15 protein-coding genes are annotated in these 21,008 nt (G+C 64.9%); 10 read left to right on the forward strand and 5 right to left on the reverse strand.

Annotated features, from left to right (window positions below; all coding sequences use genetic code 11):
- From ACSFA2_RS25020 to ACSFA2_RS25055, 8 genes are all read left to right on the forward strand, one after another.
- Positions 1 to 689 (forward strand): ShlB/FhaC/HecB family hemolysin secretion/activation protein (locus ACSFA2_RS25020; RefSeq protein WP_435458038.1); only part of this gene is annotated, 689 nt, incomplete at its 5' end.
- 9 nt (positions 690 to 698) lie between these two features.
- Positions 699 to 1,451, forward strand: coding sequence for a hypothetical protein (locus ACSFA2_RS25025; protein WP_435458039.1), 753 nt, complete (start codon positions 699 to 701; stop codon positions 1,449 to 1,451).
- A gap of 22 nt (positions 1,452 to 1,473) precedes the next feature.
- Complete coding sequence (locus ACSFA2_RS25030) at positions 1,474 to 10,425, forward strand: hemagglutinin repeat-containing protein (RefSeq protein WP_435458040.1); 8,952 nt, start codon at positions 1,474 to 1,476, stop codon at positions 10,423 to 10,425.
- Positions 10,422 to 10,697: a hypothetical protein gene (locus tag ACSFA2_RS25035; protein WP_435458041.1), complete on the forward strand. Its 276-nt coding sequence runs from the start codon at positions 10,422 to 10,424 to the stop codon at positions 10,695 to 10,697. The genes ACSFA2_RS25030 and ACSFA2_RS25035 overlap by 4 nt, the downstream gene beginning before the upstream one ends.
- A 44-nt stretch (positions 10,698 to 10,741) precedes the next feature.
- Positions 10,742 to 11,836 (forward strand): hemagglutinin repeat-containing protein, encoded by a 1,095-nt coding sequence (locus ACSFA2_RS25040; RefSeq protein WP_435458042.1) that lies wholly within the window; start codon positions 10,742 to 10,744, stop codon positions 11,834 to 11,836.
- 2 nt (positions 11,837 to 11,838) lie between these two features.
- The gene (locus ACSFA2_RS25045; protein ID WP_435458043.1) at positions 11,839 to 12,216 is read left to right on the forward strand and encodes a hypothetical protein; all 378 of its coding nucleotides are present in this window, start codon (positions 11,839 to 11,841) and stop codon (positions 12,214 to 12,216) included.
- A gap of 459 nt (positions 12,217 to 12,675) precedes the next feature.
- Positions 12,676 to 12,993 (forward strand): hypothetical protein, encoded by a 318-nt coding sequence (locus ACSFA2_RS25050; RefSeq protein WP_435458044.1) that lies wholly within the window; start codon positions 12,676 to 12,678, stop codon positions 12,991 to 12,993.
- A 331-nt stretch (positions 12,994 to 13,324) separates the two neighbouring features.
- A complete protein-coding gene (locus tag ACSFA2_RS25055) occupies positions 13,325 to 13,609 on the forward strand; it encodes a hypothetical protein (protein ID WP_435458045.1) in 285 nt (94 codons plus the stop codon).
- 121 nt (positions 13,610 to 13,730) lie between these two features.
- Here the strand turns inward: ACSFA2_RS25055 and ACSFA2_RS25060 are convergent, their stop codons facing one another.
- Positions 13,731 to 15,254 carry an amidase gene (locus ACSFA2_RS25060; protein WP_435458046.1) on the reverse strand — a complete coding sequence of 508 codons (1,524 nt, stop codon included), beginning with the start codon at positions 15,252 to 15,254 and terminating at the stop codon, positions 13,731 to 13,733.
- Positions 15,255 to 15,259: 5 nt separating this feature from the next.
- A complete protein-coding gene (locus ACSFA2_RS25065) occupies positions 15,260 to 16,201 on the reverse strand; it encodes a Bug family tripartite tricarboxylate transporter substrate binding protein (RefSeq protein ID WP_435458075.1) in 942 nt (313 codons plus the stop codon).
- 167 nt (positions 16,202 to 16,368) lie between these two features.
- Between ACSFA2_RS25065 and ACSFA2_RS25070 the strand changes: the two genes are divergently transcribed.
- Together ACSFA2_RS25070 and ACSFA2_RS25075 are read left to right on the forward strand one after the other, a co-directional pair.
- Positions 16,369 to 17,283: a LysR family transcriptional regulator gene (locus ACSFA2_RS25070; RefSeq protein WP_435458047.1), complete on the forward strand. Its 915-nt coding sequence runs from the start codon at positions 16,369 to 16,371 to the stop codon at positions 17,281 to 17,283.
- 139 nt (positions 17,284 to 17,422) lie between these two features.
- Entirely contained in the window at positions 17,423 to 18,667 is a 1,245-nt protein-coding gene (locus tag ACSFA2_RS25075; protein ID WP_435458048.1) for an NAD(P)/FAD-dependent oxidoreductase, read from the forward strand.
- A 40-nt stretch (positions 18,668 to 18,707) separates the two neighbouring features.
- On the opposite strand, the gene ACSFA2_RS25080 is transcribed toward ACSFA2_RS25075, so the two are convergent.
- The 3 genes from ACSFA2_RS25080 to ACSFA2_RS25090 all read right to left on the reverse strand — a co-directional run bounded on the left by ACSFA2_RS25080 (position 18,708) and on the right by ACSFA2_RS25090 (position 20,938).
- On the reverse strand, positions 18,708 to 19,823 hold the full coding sequence (locus tag ACSFA2_RS25080; RefSeq protein WP_435458049.1) for an extracellular catalytic domain type 1 short-chain-length polyhydroxyalkanoate depolymerase: 1,116 nt from the start codon (positions 19,821 to 19,823) through the stop codon (positions 18,708 to 18,710).
- Positions 19,824 to 19,843: 20 nt separating this feature from the next.
- A complete protein-coding gene (locus ACSFA2_RS25085) occupies positions 19,844 to 20,263 on the reverse strand; it encodes a CopG family transcriptional regulator (protein ID WP_435458050.1) in 420 nt (139 codons plus the stop codon).
- A gap of 105 nt (positions 20,264 to 20,368) precedes the next feature.
- On the reverse strand, positions 20,369 to 20,938 hold the full coding sequence (locus tag ACSFA2_RS25090; protein ID WP_435458051.1) for a chemotaxis protein CheB: 570 nt from the start codon (positions 20,936 to 20,938) through the stop codon (positions 20,369 to 20,371).
- Positions 20,939 to 21,008: the final 70 nt, after the last annotated feature.

Raw genomic sequence — 21,008 nt, forward strand, 5'->3', positions numbered from 1 at the left:
CCCTGTGGCTGCGCGGCTTCCGTCGCGCGTCGAACAACTACATCGACGACACCGAGATCGAGGTGCAGCGGCGCGTCGTCGCCGGCTGGGAGTTGGGTGCGAACCACCGCGAATTCACCGGCCAGGCCACGCTCGACGCCAATCTGCAGGTCCGACGTGGCACCGGCGCCTTCGGGGCGATGCCCGCACCGGAGGAGTTCTTCGGCGAAGGCAGCTCGCGCTTCCGCCTGATCGCCGCCGACGCCAACCTGAACCTGCCCTTCCAGGTTGGCACGCAGAAGCTGCGCTACACGGCGCTGTGGCGGGCGCAATGGAACCGCACCCCGCTCACGCCGCAGGACCGCTTCTCCATCGGCGGGCGCTACACCGTACGCGGCTTCGACGGCGAGACGAGCCTGATGGCCGAGCGTGGCTGGCTGGTGCGCAACGACATCGGCTGGGCCCTCGACGCGCTCGGCGCGAGCGGGGCGGAGCTGTATGCGGGCATCGACCACGGGGAGGTGGGTGGCGTGTCGACCGCATACCTGTTGGGCAAGCGCCTGACCGGTGGCGTCGTCGGCCTGCGCGGGGCGCTGGAACTGCCCAAGGGCCTGAGCTACGACGTGTTCGTCGGCGCGCCCATCCACAAGCCCGAGGGCTACCGCACCGCGAAGGTGACCGGTGGCTTCAACCTGAACTTCACCTTCTGAGGCACTGCCATGAACCAAACATCCATCTCCACATCCCCGGTCCGCGCCACTCGCCTCATGGGCCTGCTCCTGCTCGTCGGTCTGCTGGCCGTAGCTGGGTGCGCTTCGCGCCAGCCCGCAACACCCCGGCCGCCCTTCAAGGAAATCGCCGTCATTCCCGTCGTCTCCCCCGAGTCGGTCTATACCGAGAACCGGATGTTCGCCGCCCCGATCCTGCCGGCCATGATCGCGACGTCGATCTCCAATCGGGCCAAGAGCCGCGACTTCGACCAGCGCATGGCGAGCGCGCGCCAGTCGCTGGGGCCGCGCTTCACGCAGATGCTCGTCGAGGCGCTGCGCGCCAAGGGGCTGTCGGCGCATGTCTGGGACACCGTGCCGCGCGATCCGCGTGCACCCGACAACATCGAGTACGCCAAGCTGCCGACCGACGACGCCGTGCTGCACGTCTGGTTCAACGACCTGGCCATGGACTCGCCGCGGACCTCGAGCGATTACCTGCCGCGGATGAACGTCGACGGCTACTTCTTCCCCACGCGCACCGCTGCCGAGGAACACCAGACCTACTTCTATTACCGCTACGGCGCCAACGCCAGCGGTCAGAAGCCCTGGAGCATCCCGAGCGATCCGAAGTACCGCTTCCCCAACTTCGACGCGCTGATCGAGAGAAGCGGCGACGTGGACGCCAGCTGGCAAGACGGCATGCGCGAGATGGCACGACGCATGGCAGAGAGCATCGCCAGCGAGTCGCCGCGACAACAGTGATCCATCAGGGGGAGAAAGCACCATGAACAAGCACCTGCACCGTATCGTCTTCAACGCCGCCCGCGGCCTGCGCATGGTCGTGCAGGAGACGGCCAGGAGCACCGGCCGTGGCGCGCGCAAGGCCACCTGTGGCGGCGCCGATGCAGGCAGTGCCGCCGTCAGCGTGGCGGCCATCGCGGCGGCGTTGATGAGTACGCCTCTGCATGCCCAGATCGTGGCTGACCCCAATGCCCCCGGCGGCCAGCGCCCGACCGTGCTCGGTGCGCCCAACGGCGTGCCGGTGGTCAACATCCAGACCCCCAGCGCCGCGGGCGTCTCGCGCAACGCGTACTCGCAGTTCGACGTGCAGCGCAACGGCGTCATCCTCAACAACAGCCGCGGCAACGTCCAGACGCAGCTCGGCGGCTGGGTCCAGGGCAACCCGTGGCTGGCGACCGGCTCGGCGCGTGTGATCCTCAACGAGGTCAACAGCGCCAACCCGAGCCAGCTGCGCGGCTACGTGGAAGTGGCCGGCCCGCGCACCGAGGTGATCATCGCCAACCCGGCGGGCATCCAGGTGGACGGTGGCGGTTTCATCAACGTGAACCGTGCGACGTTGACCACCGGCACGCCGCAGTTCAACGCGCAGGGCGGCCTCGACAGCTTCGTCGTGCGGGGCGGCAGTGTGCGCATCGAAGGTGCTGGGCTCGATGCAGGCAAGACCGACTACGCGGCCATCCTCGCGCGGGCCGTGCAGGTCAATGCGGGCCTCTGGGCGAATGAGCTGAAGGTCGCCACGGGGGCGAACCAGGTCAGTGCCGACAGCAGCCAAGTTACGCCTACAACCGGCAACGGCGACGCGCCGAGCTTCGCACTCGATGTGGCGGCGCTGGGCGGCATGTACGCCGGCAAGATCACGCTGGTGGGCACCGAGGCGGGGGTGGGCGTGCGCAACGCCGGACACATCGGTGCGGGCGCCGGCGGACTCGTCGTGACGGCGGCGGGGCGGCTGGAGAACACCGGCACGCTCGAGGGGGCGAAGGTCGAGCTGAGCAGTGCGAACGACATCGACAACCGGGGCGGGACGATCCGGCAGGCGGGCACGCGGGAGATCGCCATCACGGCACCGGCGCTGAGCAACACCCAGGGTGGCTTCATCGGGGCGGAGCCCGTGGCCGCATCGGACACAGGTACCGGCGGCAGCGGAGCAACGACCACCGATGGAACGAGTGCCCCATCCACTGGCACGAGCACAGGAACCACGGTGGTCACCGCCGACGGAGGCGCAGCCGCTGCTGCGGGCATCGTCGAAGCCACGCTCGCGCAACCTGCCGCCGCCACCGGACCTGGCGCCATTCACGCCGTCGGCACGATCCTGAACGACGGCGGGCGCATCTATGCGGGCGGCGACATCGGCTTGCAGACGCCGCAGGTGAACAACACCGGCGGCACGCTCAATGTCGCAAGCATGGCTTTGGCCGCACCCACGTTCAACAACGCGGGTGGCACGTTGAACGTGAGCCGCGACTTCAGCGCAAGCGTGGGCAATTTCGACAACAGCGGCGGCACCGTACATGCCGGCAGTTTGCGAATCGATGCAGTGGGTGATTTGCTGAACGCTCAGGGGGTGTTGACGAGTGCGGGAGATGCCAACCTCACCGCCGGCAGCGTGCTAGACAACACCGGCGGCCGTGTCACGGCGCAAAGACACACGACGATTTCGGCGAAGGGTCTGCAGGGCGGCGGCACGGCCGTGCTGGGTGCCGGTATTCAAAGCGATGGGCGCTTGGGGTTGGAGGGCGATCTGCTCGTGACGGCAGCAGGCAGACTCATTGCCGGCGGCACTTTGCTTGCGGCTGGCCAGATGGCTTTGCGGGGCGCCTCCGTCGACTTGTCGGGAAGCGCAGCGTCCGCATCAGGCATTGACCTCACGGCGACTCAAGGCAACGTGGTGACGAGCGGTGCTACCCTCGTTGCCGCGGGAACCCTGGGTGTGCACGCGAACAGCCAAGCGGCACAGACGCTGGTGAATCAGAACGGCAAGCTCAGTGCCGGTCACTTCGCTGTCGATGCCTCCAACATCTCGAACACGCAAGGTGGAGAGCTCATTCAGAGCGGCTCCGGCGATCTTCGGCTTGGTCTGCCGGGCGTGCTGGACAACACCGGCGGAAAAATGGCGGCCAGTGGCGCGATCCAGATCAACGCCGGACGTGTGGACAACAGCGCCGGTGTCATGGCTTCAGTGGATGGCGCCCTGGCCATCGACGCGTCGGGTGCTGTTGTCAACGACGGCGGTCGGATGAGTGCTGCGAGCGATCTGCAGGTCAGCGCGGCGAGCTTGAGCAATCGCAGTGGTGTGCTGGCCGGTCGCGGCTTGACCATCACAACGCATGGTGGAGCCTTCGACAACAACCGTGGCACTGTCGATGCAACGGGCGCGGCCGACATCCGAAGCGGGGCGCTGACCAACGATGCTGGACTCATTCGCGCCGTCGACGATGTGCGGGTGGACACAGGCAGTGCGCAGCTGTCGAACACGCAGGCCGCAGGGCACGCCAGTGGCCTGGGTGGTATCGCCAGCACGGCCGGGGCCCTCACGTTGACTTCCGGGCTGCTCCGAAACGACAGCGGGTTCATCGGAAGCACCGGTGCCTTGTCGAGCAATACCGGTGATGTGTCCAACCAGAGCGGTGAGATCGCGGGTGGCGCCACGATCAACTGGAACTCGACCGCCTTCGACAACACGGGCGGGAGCTTCCACGGCGTGGGCGATGTTCACTTGACGACAGCCGGTGGCAAGTTGAACAACATCGCGGGAACCATCACCGCCCGTGATGGTGGATTGCGTATCGAAGCCGGCACACTGAAGAACGCAGCGCAAGGAAGCGTGGCGGCCGTCATCGCGAGCGGCGGCGACCTGGACATCGCTGCCACGCAGCTTCAGAACACTGCGCAGGGTGCAACACAAGCACTGCTGTGGTCGGGGAAGGATCTACACATCGACGCGGGCACCGTGGCCAATGCCGGTCAGATCCAATCGAGTGCCTCGGCGCGGGTGCGCGCTGGTCAGATTGACAGCACGGGTGGGACGATGACTGCTATCGACGAGCTTCGCCTCGAGACGGCGACGTTCGACAACACCACCACGTTGACGGCGGGTAGTTTCGCTTTCGTCGGCCAGCGCTTCAACAATCAGGCCGGGGCTGTCCTGCAGACCTCGGGATCGATGGCACTCGATGCATCCGACGCGGTAACGAACGATGGGCGACTGGTCGCAGGCGAAACGCTGAGCATCAACGCCGGCGATCTGGTCAACCGGGCTGAGATCACTGCCACCGACCTGCAGGTGGTGGCTGCCAGAACCATCACCAATACGGCCGCTGGCGTCCTGGGCGCCGACAACAGCGTCCAATTGAGGACGGGTACGCTGAACAACAGCGGCGTCATCAACGCCAACGCGCGTGGCAATGCGAGTCTGGTGCGTATCGATGCCGACATCGTCAACAACATCGGGACCGGCGCGATCTATGGCGACAACATTCAGATCGATGCGGTCATCTTGAACAACAGCCCGGACGCCGGTTCGGCGACGGCACCGGTGATCGCTGCACGCAACCATCTGGCGATCGGCGTGGCGACACTCAACAACCTCGATGGCGCCAGCCTGTACAGCATCGGGAGCATGGCCATCGGCGGCGACGTGAGCGCGAACGGCGTGGTCACCGGGAAGGCGCAAGCGCTCAACAACATCAGCGCGACCATCGAAGCAGGTGACCGCTTGGACATGGCGGCCGAGACCCTGCTCAACGAGCGTCGCGACGTGCAGATCGTGTCGACCCAGGTATTGGATGACACAAGAACCATGCTGCCGCCCGCATGGTGGCGAAACGGCCCGCAATCCGGCCCCAACGCACTCACTGGCAACTACAACGCTCACATCGCCTATTACGTCGATCCTTCTGCGATCATCAAGGATGAGGTGATCGTCACGCCCGACGGCTATCAAGTTCACCGTGCGGAAGTGCGTTTGAGCCCGTCAGACTCGGCGTTCTTCACCGCGATCGGCAGCCTTTCCGGGCGCGTCGGAAACCGGTCCCGATATGACATCGCGCAGGACGGCGTTGTGGTGATTTACTACACCGAGCGTCAGGATGGCCAGGCCAATCCCGACCAGGTCAGCGGCGCGCCAGACCCGTTTCAGGCACGCATCCAGACCGTGACGCGATGGGAGACCGACACGCTCGCCTACAACAGCGCCTACGGGCATTGCACGACCAATTGCGTCCGACTGCAGACGCCGCTGGACTACAACGACCCGGTCAACAACTTCAACCGCGACACGCTGCGCCAGCATCCCACTTCGGGCAGTGGCAACGAGGTCAAACGCATTGCGCATCACACCGCCGTCGAGGAACAACTCGTCGCCGGCGCAGGTGCGGAGGCACTGATTCTCAGCGGCGGCGCGATGAACATCGACATCGGCAGCACGTTGACCAACCGCTACGGACGCATCTCTGCGCGAGGCGACCTAACCATCGACGGTCAGGGCGGCAACCCGGACACCAATAGCAAGGTCACGAACATCGGGCACACGCTCACGCGCACGCACAGCTTTATCAACACCACCGTGACTGGCGGAGGCGGAACCTACGACTGGACCAATCCAGACATCGTGGAGAACGTCGGCAGCGTTGGCGGGAGCATCACCAGCGGCGGGACACTCACCATCACTGGCAAGACGCTGGCGAACACGAATGCCGCCAACGCTGGGCCTGCCGCGGTTGGCAATGTGACCTTCGCCGGGATGAGTGTTCTTCCTGGCACGCCAGGCTATTCGTTCACGTTGCCCACAAGCAGCCTCTATCACCTCAACGGCGGGAGTTCCGGGACGCCCCTGGCAACCAGCGCTGGCTTGGCCACGCCAGGAGCGTTCAACGGAAATCGTCCACTGGTCGAGACGGACCCACGTTTCGCCAGCTACGGAACCTGGCGCAGCAGCGACTACCTGCTCAACAACCTCGGCTTCGACGCCAACAACGTTCTCAAGCGACTGGGCGATGGCTTCTATGAGCAGCAGCTCATCCGCCAGCAACTGTTGCAACTGACCGGCAGCGGCTACCTGGACGGCTACACGAACGACCAGGACCAGTACACGGCGCTTCTGAATGCGGGAGGCGTTTTCGCGCAGCAGTACAGCCTCACCCTCGGAGTCGGCCTGAGCGAGGCGCAGATGGCATTGCTGACGAGCGACATCGTCTGGCTGGTGAGCGAGACGGTGACGCTGCCCGACGGAACGCGCGAGACGGTGCTCGTCCCTCGCGTCTACCAAGCCGTGCGCACGGGCGACCTGGATTCCTCGGGTGCTTTGCTGGCCGGGAAGAACATCCGTATCGACATGTCGGGAGACGTGGTCAACAGCGGGAGCATCGATGGCAAGTCGGTCACCCAGATCCTGGCGGGCGGAGACCTCGCCAACCTGGGTGGCCGCGTCACCGGTGGCCAAGCCGTCGGCCTCTACGCCGACCGCGACATCCTGAACATCGGCGGGCAAGTGAAGTCCGGCGGCGTTCTCGTCGCCGACGCCGGACGCGACTTGCTCGTCACCACCACCGTCCGCAGCGATGCCGGCGGGGCCCAGCCCGGCGGTGTGATCACGCAGGCCGCAACGCGCATCGATCGCGTAGCCAGCATGGAGGTGACGGGGCAGGCCGAAGGCAGTGGGCAGATGTCCTTGAGCGCCGGACGCAATGCCACGCTCACCGGCGCACAGATCGTCAACGGCTCGGCAGCGGGAGCGACGACGATCAAGGCCGGGGGCGACCTCACGCTGGCGACGGTGACCGAGAGCCGCAGCGAGCGCACTTACTTCAACGCCGGCAACAACTACAGCAGTGCGTCCAGCAAGGAAGTTGGGACCACCATTCAAGGCAATGGGAACGTGGTGCTGCAGAGCGACGGCAATACCTCGATCCGCGGCGGCAACGTACAGAGCAAGGAAGGGGACCTTTCAGTCAAAGCAGGCGGCGACATCACGATCGAAGCCGCACGCGACACCGCGCAAAGCGATTTCATCGGTACGAGCACGAGCAAGGGGTTGCTGCGAAAGAAAACCACCGTCGAAAGTCATGCGCTCAGTACGACAACAGCGATTGGAAGCAGCCTCTCTGGGAAAACTGTCACCCTGAGCAGCGGACGCGATACGGTTCTGACCGGCAGCAGTCTCTACGCCGAGGATGCTTTGCGCATCGATGCCAAGCGCGATGTTCGCATTGAGGCCGCTTATGACACCGCGACAAGCACCGACTTCACGCAAGTCACGAAGACGCCGTCGGGCATCGCCAAGGTGCTGGGGTCGGGGGGCGCCGTCGTCAGTCTGGCGACGCTTGCGCCGGACCCCGGCTCCGCCAACCTGCTGACGCGCAAGGATGTCAAGGACGGCGCCAGCCAGACCTCGACGCAGGTTGTGAGCAGTACCCTGTCGGCCGGCAGCATCGACATCCGCAGTGGCCGAGACACGACGGTCGTCGGCTCAACGCTGGTGGCGGACAACGACGTGAGCATCGACGCCGGGCGTGACCTCACCATTCAAAGTGCACAGAGCACGAGTACTTCCGCCACCAACGGCTCGACGCAAGGCAGCGGGAACGTTGGCAGCTTCTGGAAGCCGGCCATCGGCCGTGCCAGCAGCATGACCGACGGCCAGAGCTCGGACACGGTGCAGGTCGGCAGCCTGATCGCCAGCCTGGATGGCAACGTCAAGCTCAGGGCGGGCGGAACCTACACGCAGACGGCCAGCGACGTGACCGCCCTGGGCACCGGCTCCGATGGCAAGGCCGGCAACATCGACATCAGCGCACGCACCGTCGTCATCAACGAAGCCTACGACACCCATACCAGCGCCCAGCAGACCGAAGCCAAGTCCCTGACGGCGGGCGGTACGGTCAGCGTGCCGCTCTACAACGCAGTGCAGGGCACGGCCGGAACGGCCCGGGCGACGAGCCAGGTCGGTGATAGCCGCATGCAGGCGCTCGGCGCGGCTACGACGGCTTACAACGCATACAACACCTACCAGGCCGTCCAGAACCCGTTGGGCTACAAGGTCGGCGCGATGCTTACCGACAGCCACAGTCAGAGCAGCAGCACCCAGTCGAGCCGCACCGTCGTGGGCTCGACGGTTTCAGGTGCAGGCAACGTGAACATCACGGCGACCGGAGGCGGCACCGACAGCAACCTCACGGCCACCGCAGCGACGATCAGCGGCGACAACGTGAGCCTGAGTGCGGACAACGCCGTCACCCTGCAATCGGCGCGATCCACCAGCGACTACGACTACCAGCAGAGCGGCAGCAAGTATGGCGTTGGCGTGAGCTACAGCGTCGGCGCGCAGAACGGCGTGACGATCGACCTGGCTGCGGGCAGCAACCGCGGCACCGGCTCGGGCAGCGACAGCACGAACGTCAACACCTATGTGACAGCGACGGGCACTGCCACGATCAAGAGCGGCGGCAACACCACGCTCGCCGGGGCAGTGGTCCAGGCCGAGGCGGTCAAGGCCGATGTGGGCGGCGACCTGCGCATTCAGAGCGAACAAGACACCAGCACGGCGACAGCCAAGCAGAGCGGCGGTGGCTTCGACGCGAGCATCTGCTACTTCTGGTGCTACGGCACGCCGGTGGTGGCCGGGGGCAGCGTGAACACCGCGGGCGGGAAGGGCCAATACGCGAGCGTGACCGAGCAGAGCGGCATCCAGGCCGGTGACGGCGGCTTCGATGTGAAGGTGGTGGGCAACACCAACCTCGTGGGTGGAGTGATCGCGAGCACGGACAAGGCAGTCGATGGAGGGAAGAACAGCTTCACGACGGGCAGCCTGACGATGACCGATGTGGTCAACGTCGATACGTTCAACGCGTCGGGTTACAGCGTCGCGGCCGGCTACAACAGCACATCGTCGGTCGGTGTTGGAAGTGCGAGTGGCGGGAGCACGAGCATCACGACATCGGGCATCTCGGGCGTTGCTGGCAACACCGAAGTGCGCACCGGAGATGGCAGCAACGGGCTGACGCCGAGTTGGGTGGCCAGCGAGTTGCTGAAAGACGTGAATGCGCAGGTGCGAATCACGTCGACGGCGACCGGCATTCTGGTGGAGATGACGCCGCAGATCGTCGCGCAACTCAATGCACTACTTGCTGGGGGGAATCCATCGGGGCGAATGGCGCCAAGCGAGATAGATCGCGCACGTAGCGAGTTCGACCGACTGCAGAACGACCCCAGCCTGACGCCGGAGCAGCAGCAGCAGCTTCAAAATCTTCAGACTTTCTTCAACAAGCTCATTGCCAAGGGGCAGAGCATCTTGGGTACGCCGGGCGGTCCGGACACAGTGGTCGGCGGGGGAGACAGCGCAAACACACCAGTTGTGTTCGCGTTGGCAGGCGTCGGAGCAGCCGGTGCGGGCACGGCCGCAGGTGCTGCCGGTGCAGCCGGGCTCAATGGAGCGTCAGGCTCCGGCCAGGGCTATCGTGATCCGGAGAGTGGGCAGTGGGTAGGCGGATCGCCGCCGTTGACGCTTCCGTCGCTAAGCAGTCTGGAGCAGTTGGCGCTCGAGAACCCCGTCCTGGGGCCGATCTATCGGGCTTATGCTGCGCTGGTTCAACGCTACTCGAATACAGTTCTATCGGAAAATGCAAACATCCCTAGTTTGCTAGATCCTAAGGGGGAGGCGCACGTTTTGGATGGGGATGCGACCGGGGGCGGGCACAGACCCGGCACGGGCTTACCAGGGAAGAGCGAATTCCCGGTGAATTGGTCAGACGAGAAAATTTTGGGTGAAATTTCTGATGTTGCGACTGATCCGTCGTCGTCAAGAAGTCCGGGTAGAGGCGGGCGAACCATCGTTCGAGGTACTCGCGACGGAGTTGATATAGAGGTAATTGTTGAGCCAAGTGGGCGAATTGTCACTGGCTATCCTACGAATGTTCCACGAAACCCTAAAAAATGATGAGTCCTGAAAAATTCGAGGAAATTGAAAGACTATTCCCTAAGATATTGGTCTTTTTGGAGGGGCAAGGTCTTGCAAAGGCGAATACTGATGCTTCTCGATACTTCGATGTGGGTGAATATGGATTGGCTCTAGAGGAATCTCTGGAGGCATGCGCAGAGTGGGGTGGGGAGCTTTCAGAAGAAATTGAAATGATTTTTAGGAGATTGGGGGTGTTAATGGAGATGGATTGTTTCTTTGATAGTATTATGAAAAGGCAGAGGTCTTCTTAATTTTTTCGGAATACGGAAATTCCGAGGTCTTTGCGAAGAAGTCGGTGCGGGCGAAATTGCTTGTGGTTTCAGTACTGTCTTACAAGCCGGCCACTGCAGCGACGATCAGTGGCAACAACTTGAGCCTGGATGCCGACAACGCCGTTACGCTGCAATCGGCGCAATCCGCCAGCGACTACAACTATCAGCAGAGCGCCAGCAAGTACGGCGTGGGCGTGAGTGCGCAGAGCGGCATGACGATCGACCTGGCCGCGGGCAGCAACCGCGGCACCGGCTCGGGCAGCGACAGCACCAACGTCAACACCTATGTGACGGCGACCAACACGGCCACGATCAAGAGCGGCGGCAACACCACGCTCGCCGGGGCAGTGGTCCAGGCCGAGGCGGTCAAGGCCGAGGTGGGCGGCGACCTGCGCATCCAGAGCCAACAAGACACGAGCACGGCGACAGCTAACCAGAGCGGCGGAGGCTTCGACGCGAGCATCTGCTACTTCTGGTGCTACGGCACGCCGGTGGTGGCCGGTGTTGAGGCAGGTTATTTTACGGAGCCAGGTGGAGCGGATACGGTGGTCGGCGGTGGAGGCAGCGCAAACACACCGGTTGTATTTGCAATGGCGGGCGTGGGAGCAACCGGTGCAGGGACGGCAGCCGGCGCTGCAGCCGCTGCAGGGCTCAACGGCGCATCGGGTACCAACCAAGGCTATCGCGATCCGGAGAGTGGGCGATGGGTCGGCGGATCGCCGCCGCTGACGCTGCCATCACTGTCTAGCCTTGAACAACTGGCGGCGACCAATCCGGTGATCGGGCCCATCTATTGGGCGTATGCGGCGATGTGGGAGGCGATTGGCGCTTCAAATAATGTCTACGCTGTGCCAAGTGGGGATCCTCCTGTACCCGGCGCTACTCCGGGTAGGCCCACTTCGGGCCGCACCAGCCAATGGGAAAGCAGCGGCGGCTTTGATCAAGCGAACGAAGATTTCGATCATCTCAACCCGACTGATGTAAGGGATTACGGAAATGGCGTCCGAGTGGGTACGCTCCCCGATGGCCGGAGCGTAGTCGTCAGGCCGACAAGTTCAGGTGAGCGGCGCCCCACTCTTGAAATTCAAGGGCCTCGGCCAATAAAAGTGAGGTATTAATTTTGACCAAATATGCATTGGCATTTCCCGGGTATGCGGTGTCGGAAGTGTGCGAATTTAAAAGCCTAAGAGATTCAGGGGATCGACTCGATATAGATTTGGTCGACGGGGGTAAAATAATTTCAATTATATTTGAAAGCCATTTATTTTATAGAAAGATGGAAGAGGGGGATGCTTACAAATATGCGTTGGATATCGACGCGCAAATATCTCTAGGGGCAGTATTCTATAAAGCGGAAAATTCGGACCTCCTTTTTTGGCTGCAAGAGCGAAGCTTTGGTGCGAAAAAGCCAGAAGAGCTGCAGCATTTTATAATTGCTGCTGCTAATGACTGGGTAGACGTTGTTGCTTGGTCGCTCCCCGAAATGCAAATTTCTTAGTGCTTGCTAGCCCGAAAACAGATCGTTGAGTGCAGCGATACGACTACTAGCAGAGCGACAGCAAATACGAAGTGAAATCATGAATAATGAATTTGAAATTGCCGTGACGCACCTGCGTGAGGAGCCTTCGAGTGAAGTCGATAGCGGCAAAAAAATGTAAGATCTATTGCGACTGCTACTGCACGTAGATGATAGTGCTAGAATTCGCGCGTTCATCCGTGGATTTGAAGAGGACTGGAGTATTCCCCCGAAAATACGTCTTGCGATGTTTTTCCAGATATTTAGAAACTCCGGTGCAACCGCTGATGATTTTATATCTTTTTCCGTCTTTCTTAATTTATTTTATGAAGAGATGGATGATTGGTCAAATGCGCTAGTGGAATATGCTGATTCAATAAAATGAATCGGGCGCCGCGCTCTGCTCGGCAGCCGCCTCGTTCCGGGCAGAAGGATCAAGCCGTGAACAAGCGAGATTTGCTGCAAGAGCTCTATCAAAAAGAATTAAATGAAGAAGAAGCGGATGAGGCTCTAGCCAGACTCCTCGACTCTGACGGTGCGGCAGATGTAAAGGAGATTCTTCTCTTGTCGGGCATCGAGTGGACGGCAAAGGCCCAAGGCGCGGACTGGAGAGATGTCGCTCGATGGCGTTATGAGGGATGGCCAAATAGATGCCCAAAATGCGGGGCGGATTTAAATGTGCGTCAATTTGGCTGGCGAGTTTATATAGATGATGTTGCCTTCTTGGCTCACATTCGTTGTCCTAACGCAGCGGATTAGGTTTCGGAGCGCCTCGCATATCCCGGCACCTAAGTGCCACCGGTAGCGAGCATTGCCAAATCAAAGAGCGGCGCCTACTACCTTCTTGCCACTCAGTACATGCGGCCCCACAACTATCGATCACAGGGATTACACGGGGCACTCTTTAGACCGTATGCAACGAAGAGGTGGAGCTACTACGCTGGTGAAGACGCCATTGAAATGGCAATTCCCGGCCAGATAAAAATTCCCGGACTCCCAGACGGTGCACAAATGTGGACGGGATAGTGGGGTCGTGACCGATGGCAGCGGTTGACGCCTAATTTCTATCGAGGTTTGATAGGGGGGAATTATGGATGATTTCTTGGCTCGACAATTTTCTCTTCTTAGAGAGGCGTCTACGGCTTACAGATCTCGAGAGATGAGCTTGGGTCGACTGGTGGGGAGAATTGAGGCAATTGGAAATGTTATCGGAGGCGATTTTTGGGATTCGATATTCAATGTGGTGCTGGACCTCGAGTCAATCAACAGCGAATTGATCGATAAAAATAGAGAGATCACCGATTTGGAGCGGGAGAGCGTTTTGGAATCGTTAGTCCGATTGGAAGAGGTGATAGCAGCCAAGGACGTGGGATAGAGGCGCACCGGCTCGGCCAGCGTGGGACTCTGTCCGGAATCGCGTTCACGCCCGAAGAGGTCGAGGCGCGATGGTTCGATCGGAGCCGCGTTCGATCGTGAGACCCGCCTGCAGGCAGGAGTCAAACCGCCGAAGTCACCTGCTGCACCCCGCCCGACCCATCCAGCACCGGCGGCGCAGTCACGATGGACCGCAGCGCCGGCTCCACCACCGACGCGCGCAGCTTCGCCAGGTCTGGCCGCGGGCGGCGCAGTTCGGGGATGGCCGCGAAGGCCTGTTCCATCGCATGCGATGCGCCGAGCACCTGCGCGTCGGCGCGGAAGCCGCCCACCACCTGCAGGCCGAAGGGCATGCCGCGGTGGTCGACGCCGCAGGGTAGGGCCATGGCCGGGTTGGTCGCGAGCGTGACCACGTAGGTCAGCGCGAGCCAGCGGTAGTAGTTCTCCTGCGGCTCGCCGTTGATGGTGTCGGCGTACATCTGCGTCCACGGGAAGGGCGACACCGGCGTGGTGGGCGAGAGCACCAGGTCGTACTCGGCGAAGGTGCGCTGGAAGCGGGCGATGAGCCGGGTCTGCTCGGCCTGCGCCCAGGCGCTGTCGGGCAACGACATGCGTGCGCCCATCTCGTAGTTGGCGCGCGAGTTGGAGCCGAGGCTGGCCGGGTCCTTCTGGTAGGCGGCGTGCATGCCGGCCACGAAGGCTTCGGCGCGCAGCACGTCGAAGCAGCGGTGCGCCTCGCCGAGGTCGAAGCTCACTTCGTCGCAGCGCGCGAACAGGTGCTTCATCGCCGCGATCTTGTGGCGGAAGGTGGCGCGGATGTCGTTGTCGACGGCGCAGGTGCCGAAGTCTTCGGTGTAGGCCACGCGCAGGCGGCTCAGGTCGACGTCCAGCGGCTTGAGGAAAGCCAGCGGGTCGAGCGGGTAGCTCAGCGGATCGCCCGCGTGCATGCCGGCCGAGGCGGCCATCTGCAGGCAGGCGTCTTCCACGCTGCGCCCCATGGGGCCGACCACCGAGATGGGCGTCCAGCCCAGCAGCTTGCGCACGCTCGGCACCACGCCGGGCGAGGGGCGGAAACCGACCACGCCGCACTTGGCGGCCGGGATGCGGAGCGACCCGCCGGTGTCGGAGCCGGTGCACAGCGGCAGCATGTCGCAGGCCAGCGCCGCGGCCGAGCCGCCCGAGGAGCCGCCGGCGTTGAGGTTCGGGTCGAAGGGGTTGCCGGTCGCGCCCCACACCACGTTGCGCGAATTCGCGCCCGCGCCCATCTCGGGCACGTTGGTCTTGCCCGCGACGATGGCGCCGGCCTGCCGCAGCCGCGCGACCAGCACGATGTCTTCGTCGGGAACCTGGGCGCGGTAGATCGGCGAACCCCAGGTGGTCAGCAGGCCGGCGGTCGGCTCGAGGTCTTTCACGCCCAGCGGCATGCCGTGCAGCAGGCCGAGCGGCTCGCCGGCCAGCACCGCGCGTTCGGCGGCCTGGGCTTCGCGACGCGCGCGTTCGAAGGCGGTCGCGGTGACGGCGTTGACGTGCGGGTTGAGGTCTTCGATGCGCGCGATGCAGGCATCGAGCAATTCGACGGGGGAGATCGCCTTGCGGCCGATCAGTCGGCGGAGTTCGACGGCGGAGGTCTCGACGAGTTCGCTCATGAACCTCAATCCGCCGTGATGTTGGCGCGCACGGCCAGGGCACGCATCACCGGCAGCTCGCGGTTGATCAGCGCAGCGGAGGCGGCCGCATTGCTGTAGGCGGGCTCGAAGCCCTGGGCGACCAGCTTGGCGCGCGTGTCGGCGTCGGCCATGGTGACGGCCAGCGCCTTCTCGAGGCGGGCCTTGACGTCCGCGGGCAGGCCCTTCGGCGCGGCCAGGATGAGCCAGGTGTCCATGTCGATGTCCGGGTAGCCGCTCTCGGCCATGGTCGGCACGTTGGGCAGCAGGGCGGAGCGCTTGGCCGCCGTCACCGCGATGGCCTTGATCTTGCCGCTCTTGAGCTGCGGGATGGCGGCCGACACGGTGTCGACGCTGAAGGGGATCTGCCCGCCCATCAGGTCGGTCATGGCCGGCGCGCTGCCCTTGTAGGGCACGTGCGTCATCTTCAGACCGGCGGCGTACAGCACGGTCTCGCCGGCGAACTGCGCCGTGGTGCCGCTGCCGTACGAGCCGTAGGCGTACTTGCCGGGCGAGGCCTTCACGTAGTCGACGAACTGCTTGACGGTGGTAACCGGCACGTCCTTGTTGGCCAGCAGGATCAGGCTGGTGCGGCCAGTGATGCCGATCGGGTCGAAGCTCTTGACCGGGTCGTAGGGCAGGTTGTTGCGGATGGCCGGGTTCACCGTGAAGGTGGTGCCCGAACTCACCAGCAGCGTGTAGCCGTCGGCCGCCGCCTTGGCCACGTAGGCCGCACCGATGACGGTGCCGGCGCCGGCGCGGTTCTCGATGACCACCGGCTGGCCCAGTTCCTGGCCGATGCGCAGGCCGATCACGCGGCCGAGCACGTCGGTGGCGCCGCCTGGCGGGAAGGGGATCACCAGCGTGATCGGCTTGGTCGGGTAGTCGGCCGCGACAGCGGCGAACGGCGCGGCCAGCGTGGCGGCCATGAGGCAGCCGGCGGTCGCAAGGCGGGTGAGGGCGGTGGAGGCTTTCATGACGCGATGCTAGGCGTCGACCTCTGTTGCGACAAGCACCATGTTTAGAATATTCGATTGCCGAAAAGGCAATCGATCTGCACCGAATTGCTCGCTGAACCTCCACGACGAAAGCGCCCATGCCCAGCCATGCCCTGCAGGAGACCGCGGTCCGCTACTTCCTCGAAGTGGTGAAGGCAGGGTCGATCAAGGACGCCGCGGCCAAGCTCAATGTCGCGCCCTCGGCGGTGAGCCGCCAGGTGGCGCGGCTCGAGAGCGAGCTCGACACGCTGCTCTTCGAGCGGCGTTCGCGCGGCATGGTGCCCAACGCCGCCGGCGAGTTGCTCGCCGCGCATGCCAAGCGCACCCAGCAGGACATCGAGCGCGTCACCGGCGACATCTCAGCGCTGCGCGGCCTGCGCAGTGGCCATGTGCGCGTGGTCAGCGCCGAGGGCTTTGCCTTCGACTTCATCCCGACGCTGATCGCTCGCTTTCGCGAGCGCTACACCGGCATCCGCTTCCACCTGGAGGTGTGCGGGCAGAGCGAGGTCGCGCGGCGCATCCGCGACGGCGAGGCCGACGTCGGCCTCACGCTCAGCGGTGTGCCCGAGGCCGGCATCAAACTGGAACTGCGCCACCCGAGCCCCATTCTCGCGGTGATGGCCACCGGCCATCCGCTGGCCGGGCAGCGCCAGCTGTCGCTGAGCCAGGTGGTGGCCTACCCGCTGGCGCTGCCGCTCAAGCACAGTTCGCTGCGGCAGCTGCTCGACATCAGCTGCAGCCGGCAGGGCCTGCAGTACGAGGTGGCCATGTCGAGCAATCACGCCGACGCGCTGGTGAGCTTCGCGGCGGCCGGCGGGGGCGGCATCGCCTTCTACGGCGAGCTGTCGATTCGCACGCGGCTGGTGAACAGCGCGCTGGTGGCGATCCCGCTACGCGACCGCGAGATGAACGAGCGCTATCTCGAGGTCGAAACGCTGGCCGGCCGCCCGCTGCCGGAGGCCGGCAAGGCCTTCGTCCAGTACCTGACGGAGGCGATCAAGGCCGGCCTATAGCGCACGTCGGCGGCTCATCGATTGCCGTAACGGCAATCGATGGTTCGATTATTTGCGGTCGCGGCACCGCCGCCGGAGGCGGCCCGGCGGCACAATTCCGGCAGCCTTCTTCCACGCACGCATCCCGCATTCATCCCCCATGAAGAACACCGCAACCGTCGTGCTCGGCGCCGGCATGGTCGGCCTCGGCACCGCGCTGGCGCTGCAGCAGCGCGGCCATGCGGTCACGCTGGTCGACCGCAAGCGACCCGGCCGCGAAACGTCTTACGGCAACGCCGGCATCATCCAGCGCGAGGCGGTCGAGCCCTATGCCTTCCCGCGCGACCTTTCCACGCTGCTGCGCGTCGCGACCGGCCGCAGCAACGACGCGAACTACCACCTGGGTGCCCTGTGGTCGCTGCTGCCGCCCCTGGCGCGCTACTGGCATGCATCGGCGCCCAGGCGCTATGCGCCTATCGCCGACGCCTACGGCAAGCTGATCGCGCAATCCATCGAGGCGCACCGCCCGCTCATCGCCGACGCCGGCGCCGACGCGCTGGTGAGCCGCAACGGCTGGCGCCAGGCCTACCGCGACGCGGCCAGCTTCGAGGCGGCGGCCGCGGCGGCACGCCAGCTGATGCAGCGCACCGGGCTCGATGCGGTGGTGCTCGACGGCCCCGCGCTCTCGGTGGCCGAGCCGGCCCTGCGCATCCCGCTGGCCGGCGCCATCCACTGGCGCGACCCGTGGTCGATCAGCGACCCCGGCGAACTGGTGGCGCGCTATGCGCAGCTCTTCGTGCGCCGCGGTGGCCGCTTCGCCCATGGCGATGCGTCGACGCTGCGCCAGCGCGGCAGCGGCTGGTCGGTGCAGACCGACGGCGGCCCGGTCGAGGCCGAACGCATGGTGGTGGCGCTCGGCCCCTGGGCCGACACGTTGACCCGCCAGCTCGGCTACCGCCTGCCGCTCTTCGTCAAGCGCGGCTACCACCGCCACTACGCCACACCGGTGCGGCTGAACGCGCCGATGCTCGATGTCGCCCATGGCGTGATGCTGGCGCCCATGTCGCTCGGCCTGCGCCTGACCACCGGCGCGGAGTTCGCCCGCATCGACGCCCCGGCGACGCCGGTTCAGTTGCGCCACGCCGAGCGCAGCACGCAGGCGCTGATCAACCTCGGCGCGCCGGTGGAGGCGATGCCCTGGCTGGGCGCCCGGCCGTGTACCGCCGACATGAAGCCGGTGATCGGCCCGGCGCCGCGGCACGCGGGCCTGTGGTTCAACTTCGGCCACTCGCACCAGGGCTTCACGCTCGGCCCGGCCACCGGGCGCCTGCTGGCCGAGATGATGGACGGCGAGACGCCGTTCACCGACCCGACGCCGTACCTGCCGAGTCGGTTCGGGCATTGACCCGATCGGCGGCGCATCGGCTCGCCCGCGCGTTGCGAGGCTACGCGTCGATCACGGTCCGCAGCGGATGCGCGAGGAAGAAGCGCAGCATCTCGGCGCTGGCATCCACGCCGGTCGGGTCGGTGTAGCTTCCCTGTGCGCTGCCGCCCGACCAGGCGTGGCTGGCGCCGTGCAGTCGCCAGTATTCGGCCCTCGCGCCGCCGTCGCGGTCGGTGTAGACCGTGCGGGTGTAGCGCCGGCCGGCGGGGGCGCTTCCCTCGGAAGCGTTCGCCTCGGGCAGCGCGCCCGATGGGTCGCGGTGGGCCGCCCGCACCGCATCGACGATGGCCGTCGCATTGCGCACATGGACCGTGGCGTCGGCATCGCCATGGAAGACGATCGTCGGCGGGACCGGGGCGGCGGGGCCGCTGTCCGCGCGGGGCGCAGCGCCCTGGCGCATCACGGACAGCGCCGACGCAAGGTCGCTGGCCGCTCCGCTGGGCAAGCCCGAATGCACGCCCACGGCGGCGATCAGGTCGGGATAGCAGCGCCCGAGGATGTCGGCCATGGCACCGCCGGCGGACAGACCCGCCACATAGATCCGGGACGCATCGACGTCATGTTCGGCCGCGATCGATCGAATGAGCATCGCGAGCGCTTCCGGCTCGCCCTTGCCGCGCGCCTGGTGCTGCGGCTTGAACCAGTTCCAGCACCGCTGTGCATTGGCATGCTGGGCCTGCTCGGGGTACAGGACGAGTGCCCCGGCCTCGCGGGCGAGCGCGTTCATCCGCGTGCCGGCAGCGAAATCCGCAGCGCCCTGGGTGCAGCCGTGGAGCATGACGATCAGCGGGCGCTGCGTCGTGCTGTTGTCGCTGGTGGTCGGCGGAACGTAAAGTTTGTAGGCCAGGGTGCGGCCTCGGTGACTGGTGCTGCCGTCGAGCCAGCGTTCGGTCGCTTGCCCGGCGCGTTCGACGTGGTCGACAGGCGCGGCCTCGGTCGCGTGCGGCGCAGCCTGCGTTGGCCAGACGGTGGGCGAGGCGTCGGCTGTGTGGATGCGCTCTGCGCCCGGCGCGGCCCGATCAAGCAGGGCCTGCTGGATCGACTGCGTGGCCTCCATCAGCTGGCCGAGTCGGGTCTGGCGGGTGGCGTCGCCAAGACGGTTGAGGAAATCGTTCAATGTGTCTTTCGGTGGGGTGATCAATGGATGCGCCCGGCCAGCGCGTCCTTGACGGAAGCGCTGGCGTGCAGGGCGCCGAGCACGGTGATGGAGTCGATGGTGGCCGCAGCCAGTTCGGGCGAGACGTCCCTGCCGATCACGGCCAGACCGAGCACGCGGATTTCAAGCCGCTGGTTCGCGGCACGCGCCGCTTCCAGGTCTTTCGCGGAAAACTGCTGCAGTCCCAGCACCAGCATCTTTCGGGAGGCGGCCTGTCGCAGCGCGTCGGCGTGGACCGCCAATTGCCCGCGGATGGCGGTGCGGATGAAATCCGTCCGATTCGCATAGAAGCGCTCGGCCACCAGCAGGTCGATGTGGCCGAGGTCGACATAGCCCAGGTTGATCGTGATCTTCTCGGACTCTGGAAGTTTGACGGGGGGTGATGAGAGTTCGGCAGCCATGTGCCATCCTACCACCATCCACATGGATGGTGTGAGAACTTCGGTGCAGGCGCTTCGGCACAGCACGCGAGCGCGGTTTACTTCTTTTCGCTGGGTTGCGTGGCGCTAACGAAAGGCGGGCAACTCGCCGCTGACCAGCTGGAGGAGCAGGGGGGCCATCTTTTCGAGGGTACAGCAGTAGTCCGGGTGGTCCGTCCGAAGCGCGCTGGCGGGCATGCCCGTCTCGGCCGCCTCTCCGGGATCCTGGACCACGCCGATGCCGCCGGCCGCTTCGATGCGCGTGAGCCCCGCCGTGCCGTCGTGCGAGTCGCCGCTGAGCACGACACCGATCACCCGGTGACCGTAGGTCGCGGCGGCGCTTTCGAACAGGCGGTTGACCGAGGGGCCCGCGTCTGCGAACGCTCGCTCGTATTCCAGCGAGATGATGTCGGTCGGGACGATCACCATGGTCTGGCGCGTCGGCGCCACCACGACGCGGCCGCGACGCACCATGACGCCATCGGTGGCATAGATCACGGGAAGCCGGGAATAGCCTCGCAGAATCTGCAACACGCTGGCGGCAGGCTGCGAGCCCGCGTCCAGCGCGAGCAGGATCGCGGCGTCGAAGTCCTTGGGCAGGTCGCCCAGCAGGTGGCAAAGCGCGCTGAGCCCGCCGGAGCCGGCGCCGATCACCACCAGGTCGCGCCGATCTCTGGCGTACTTCCGCCCGCCGGGCAATGGCGACCCGTGGGTGGGTGATCGGACG

Origin of the sequence: Variovorax cryoconiti, from assembly GCF_051216395.1 — a bacterium.
Lineage (GTDB): Bacteria > Pseudomonadota > Gammaproteobacteria > Burkholderiales > Burkholderiaceae_C > Variovorax.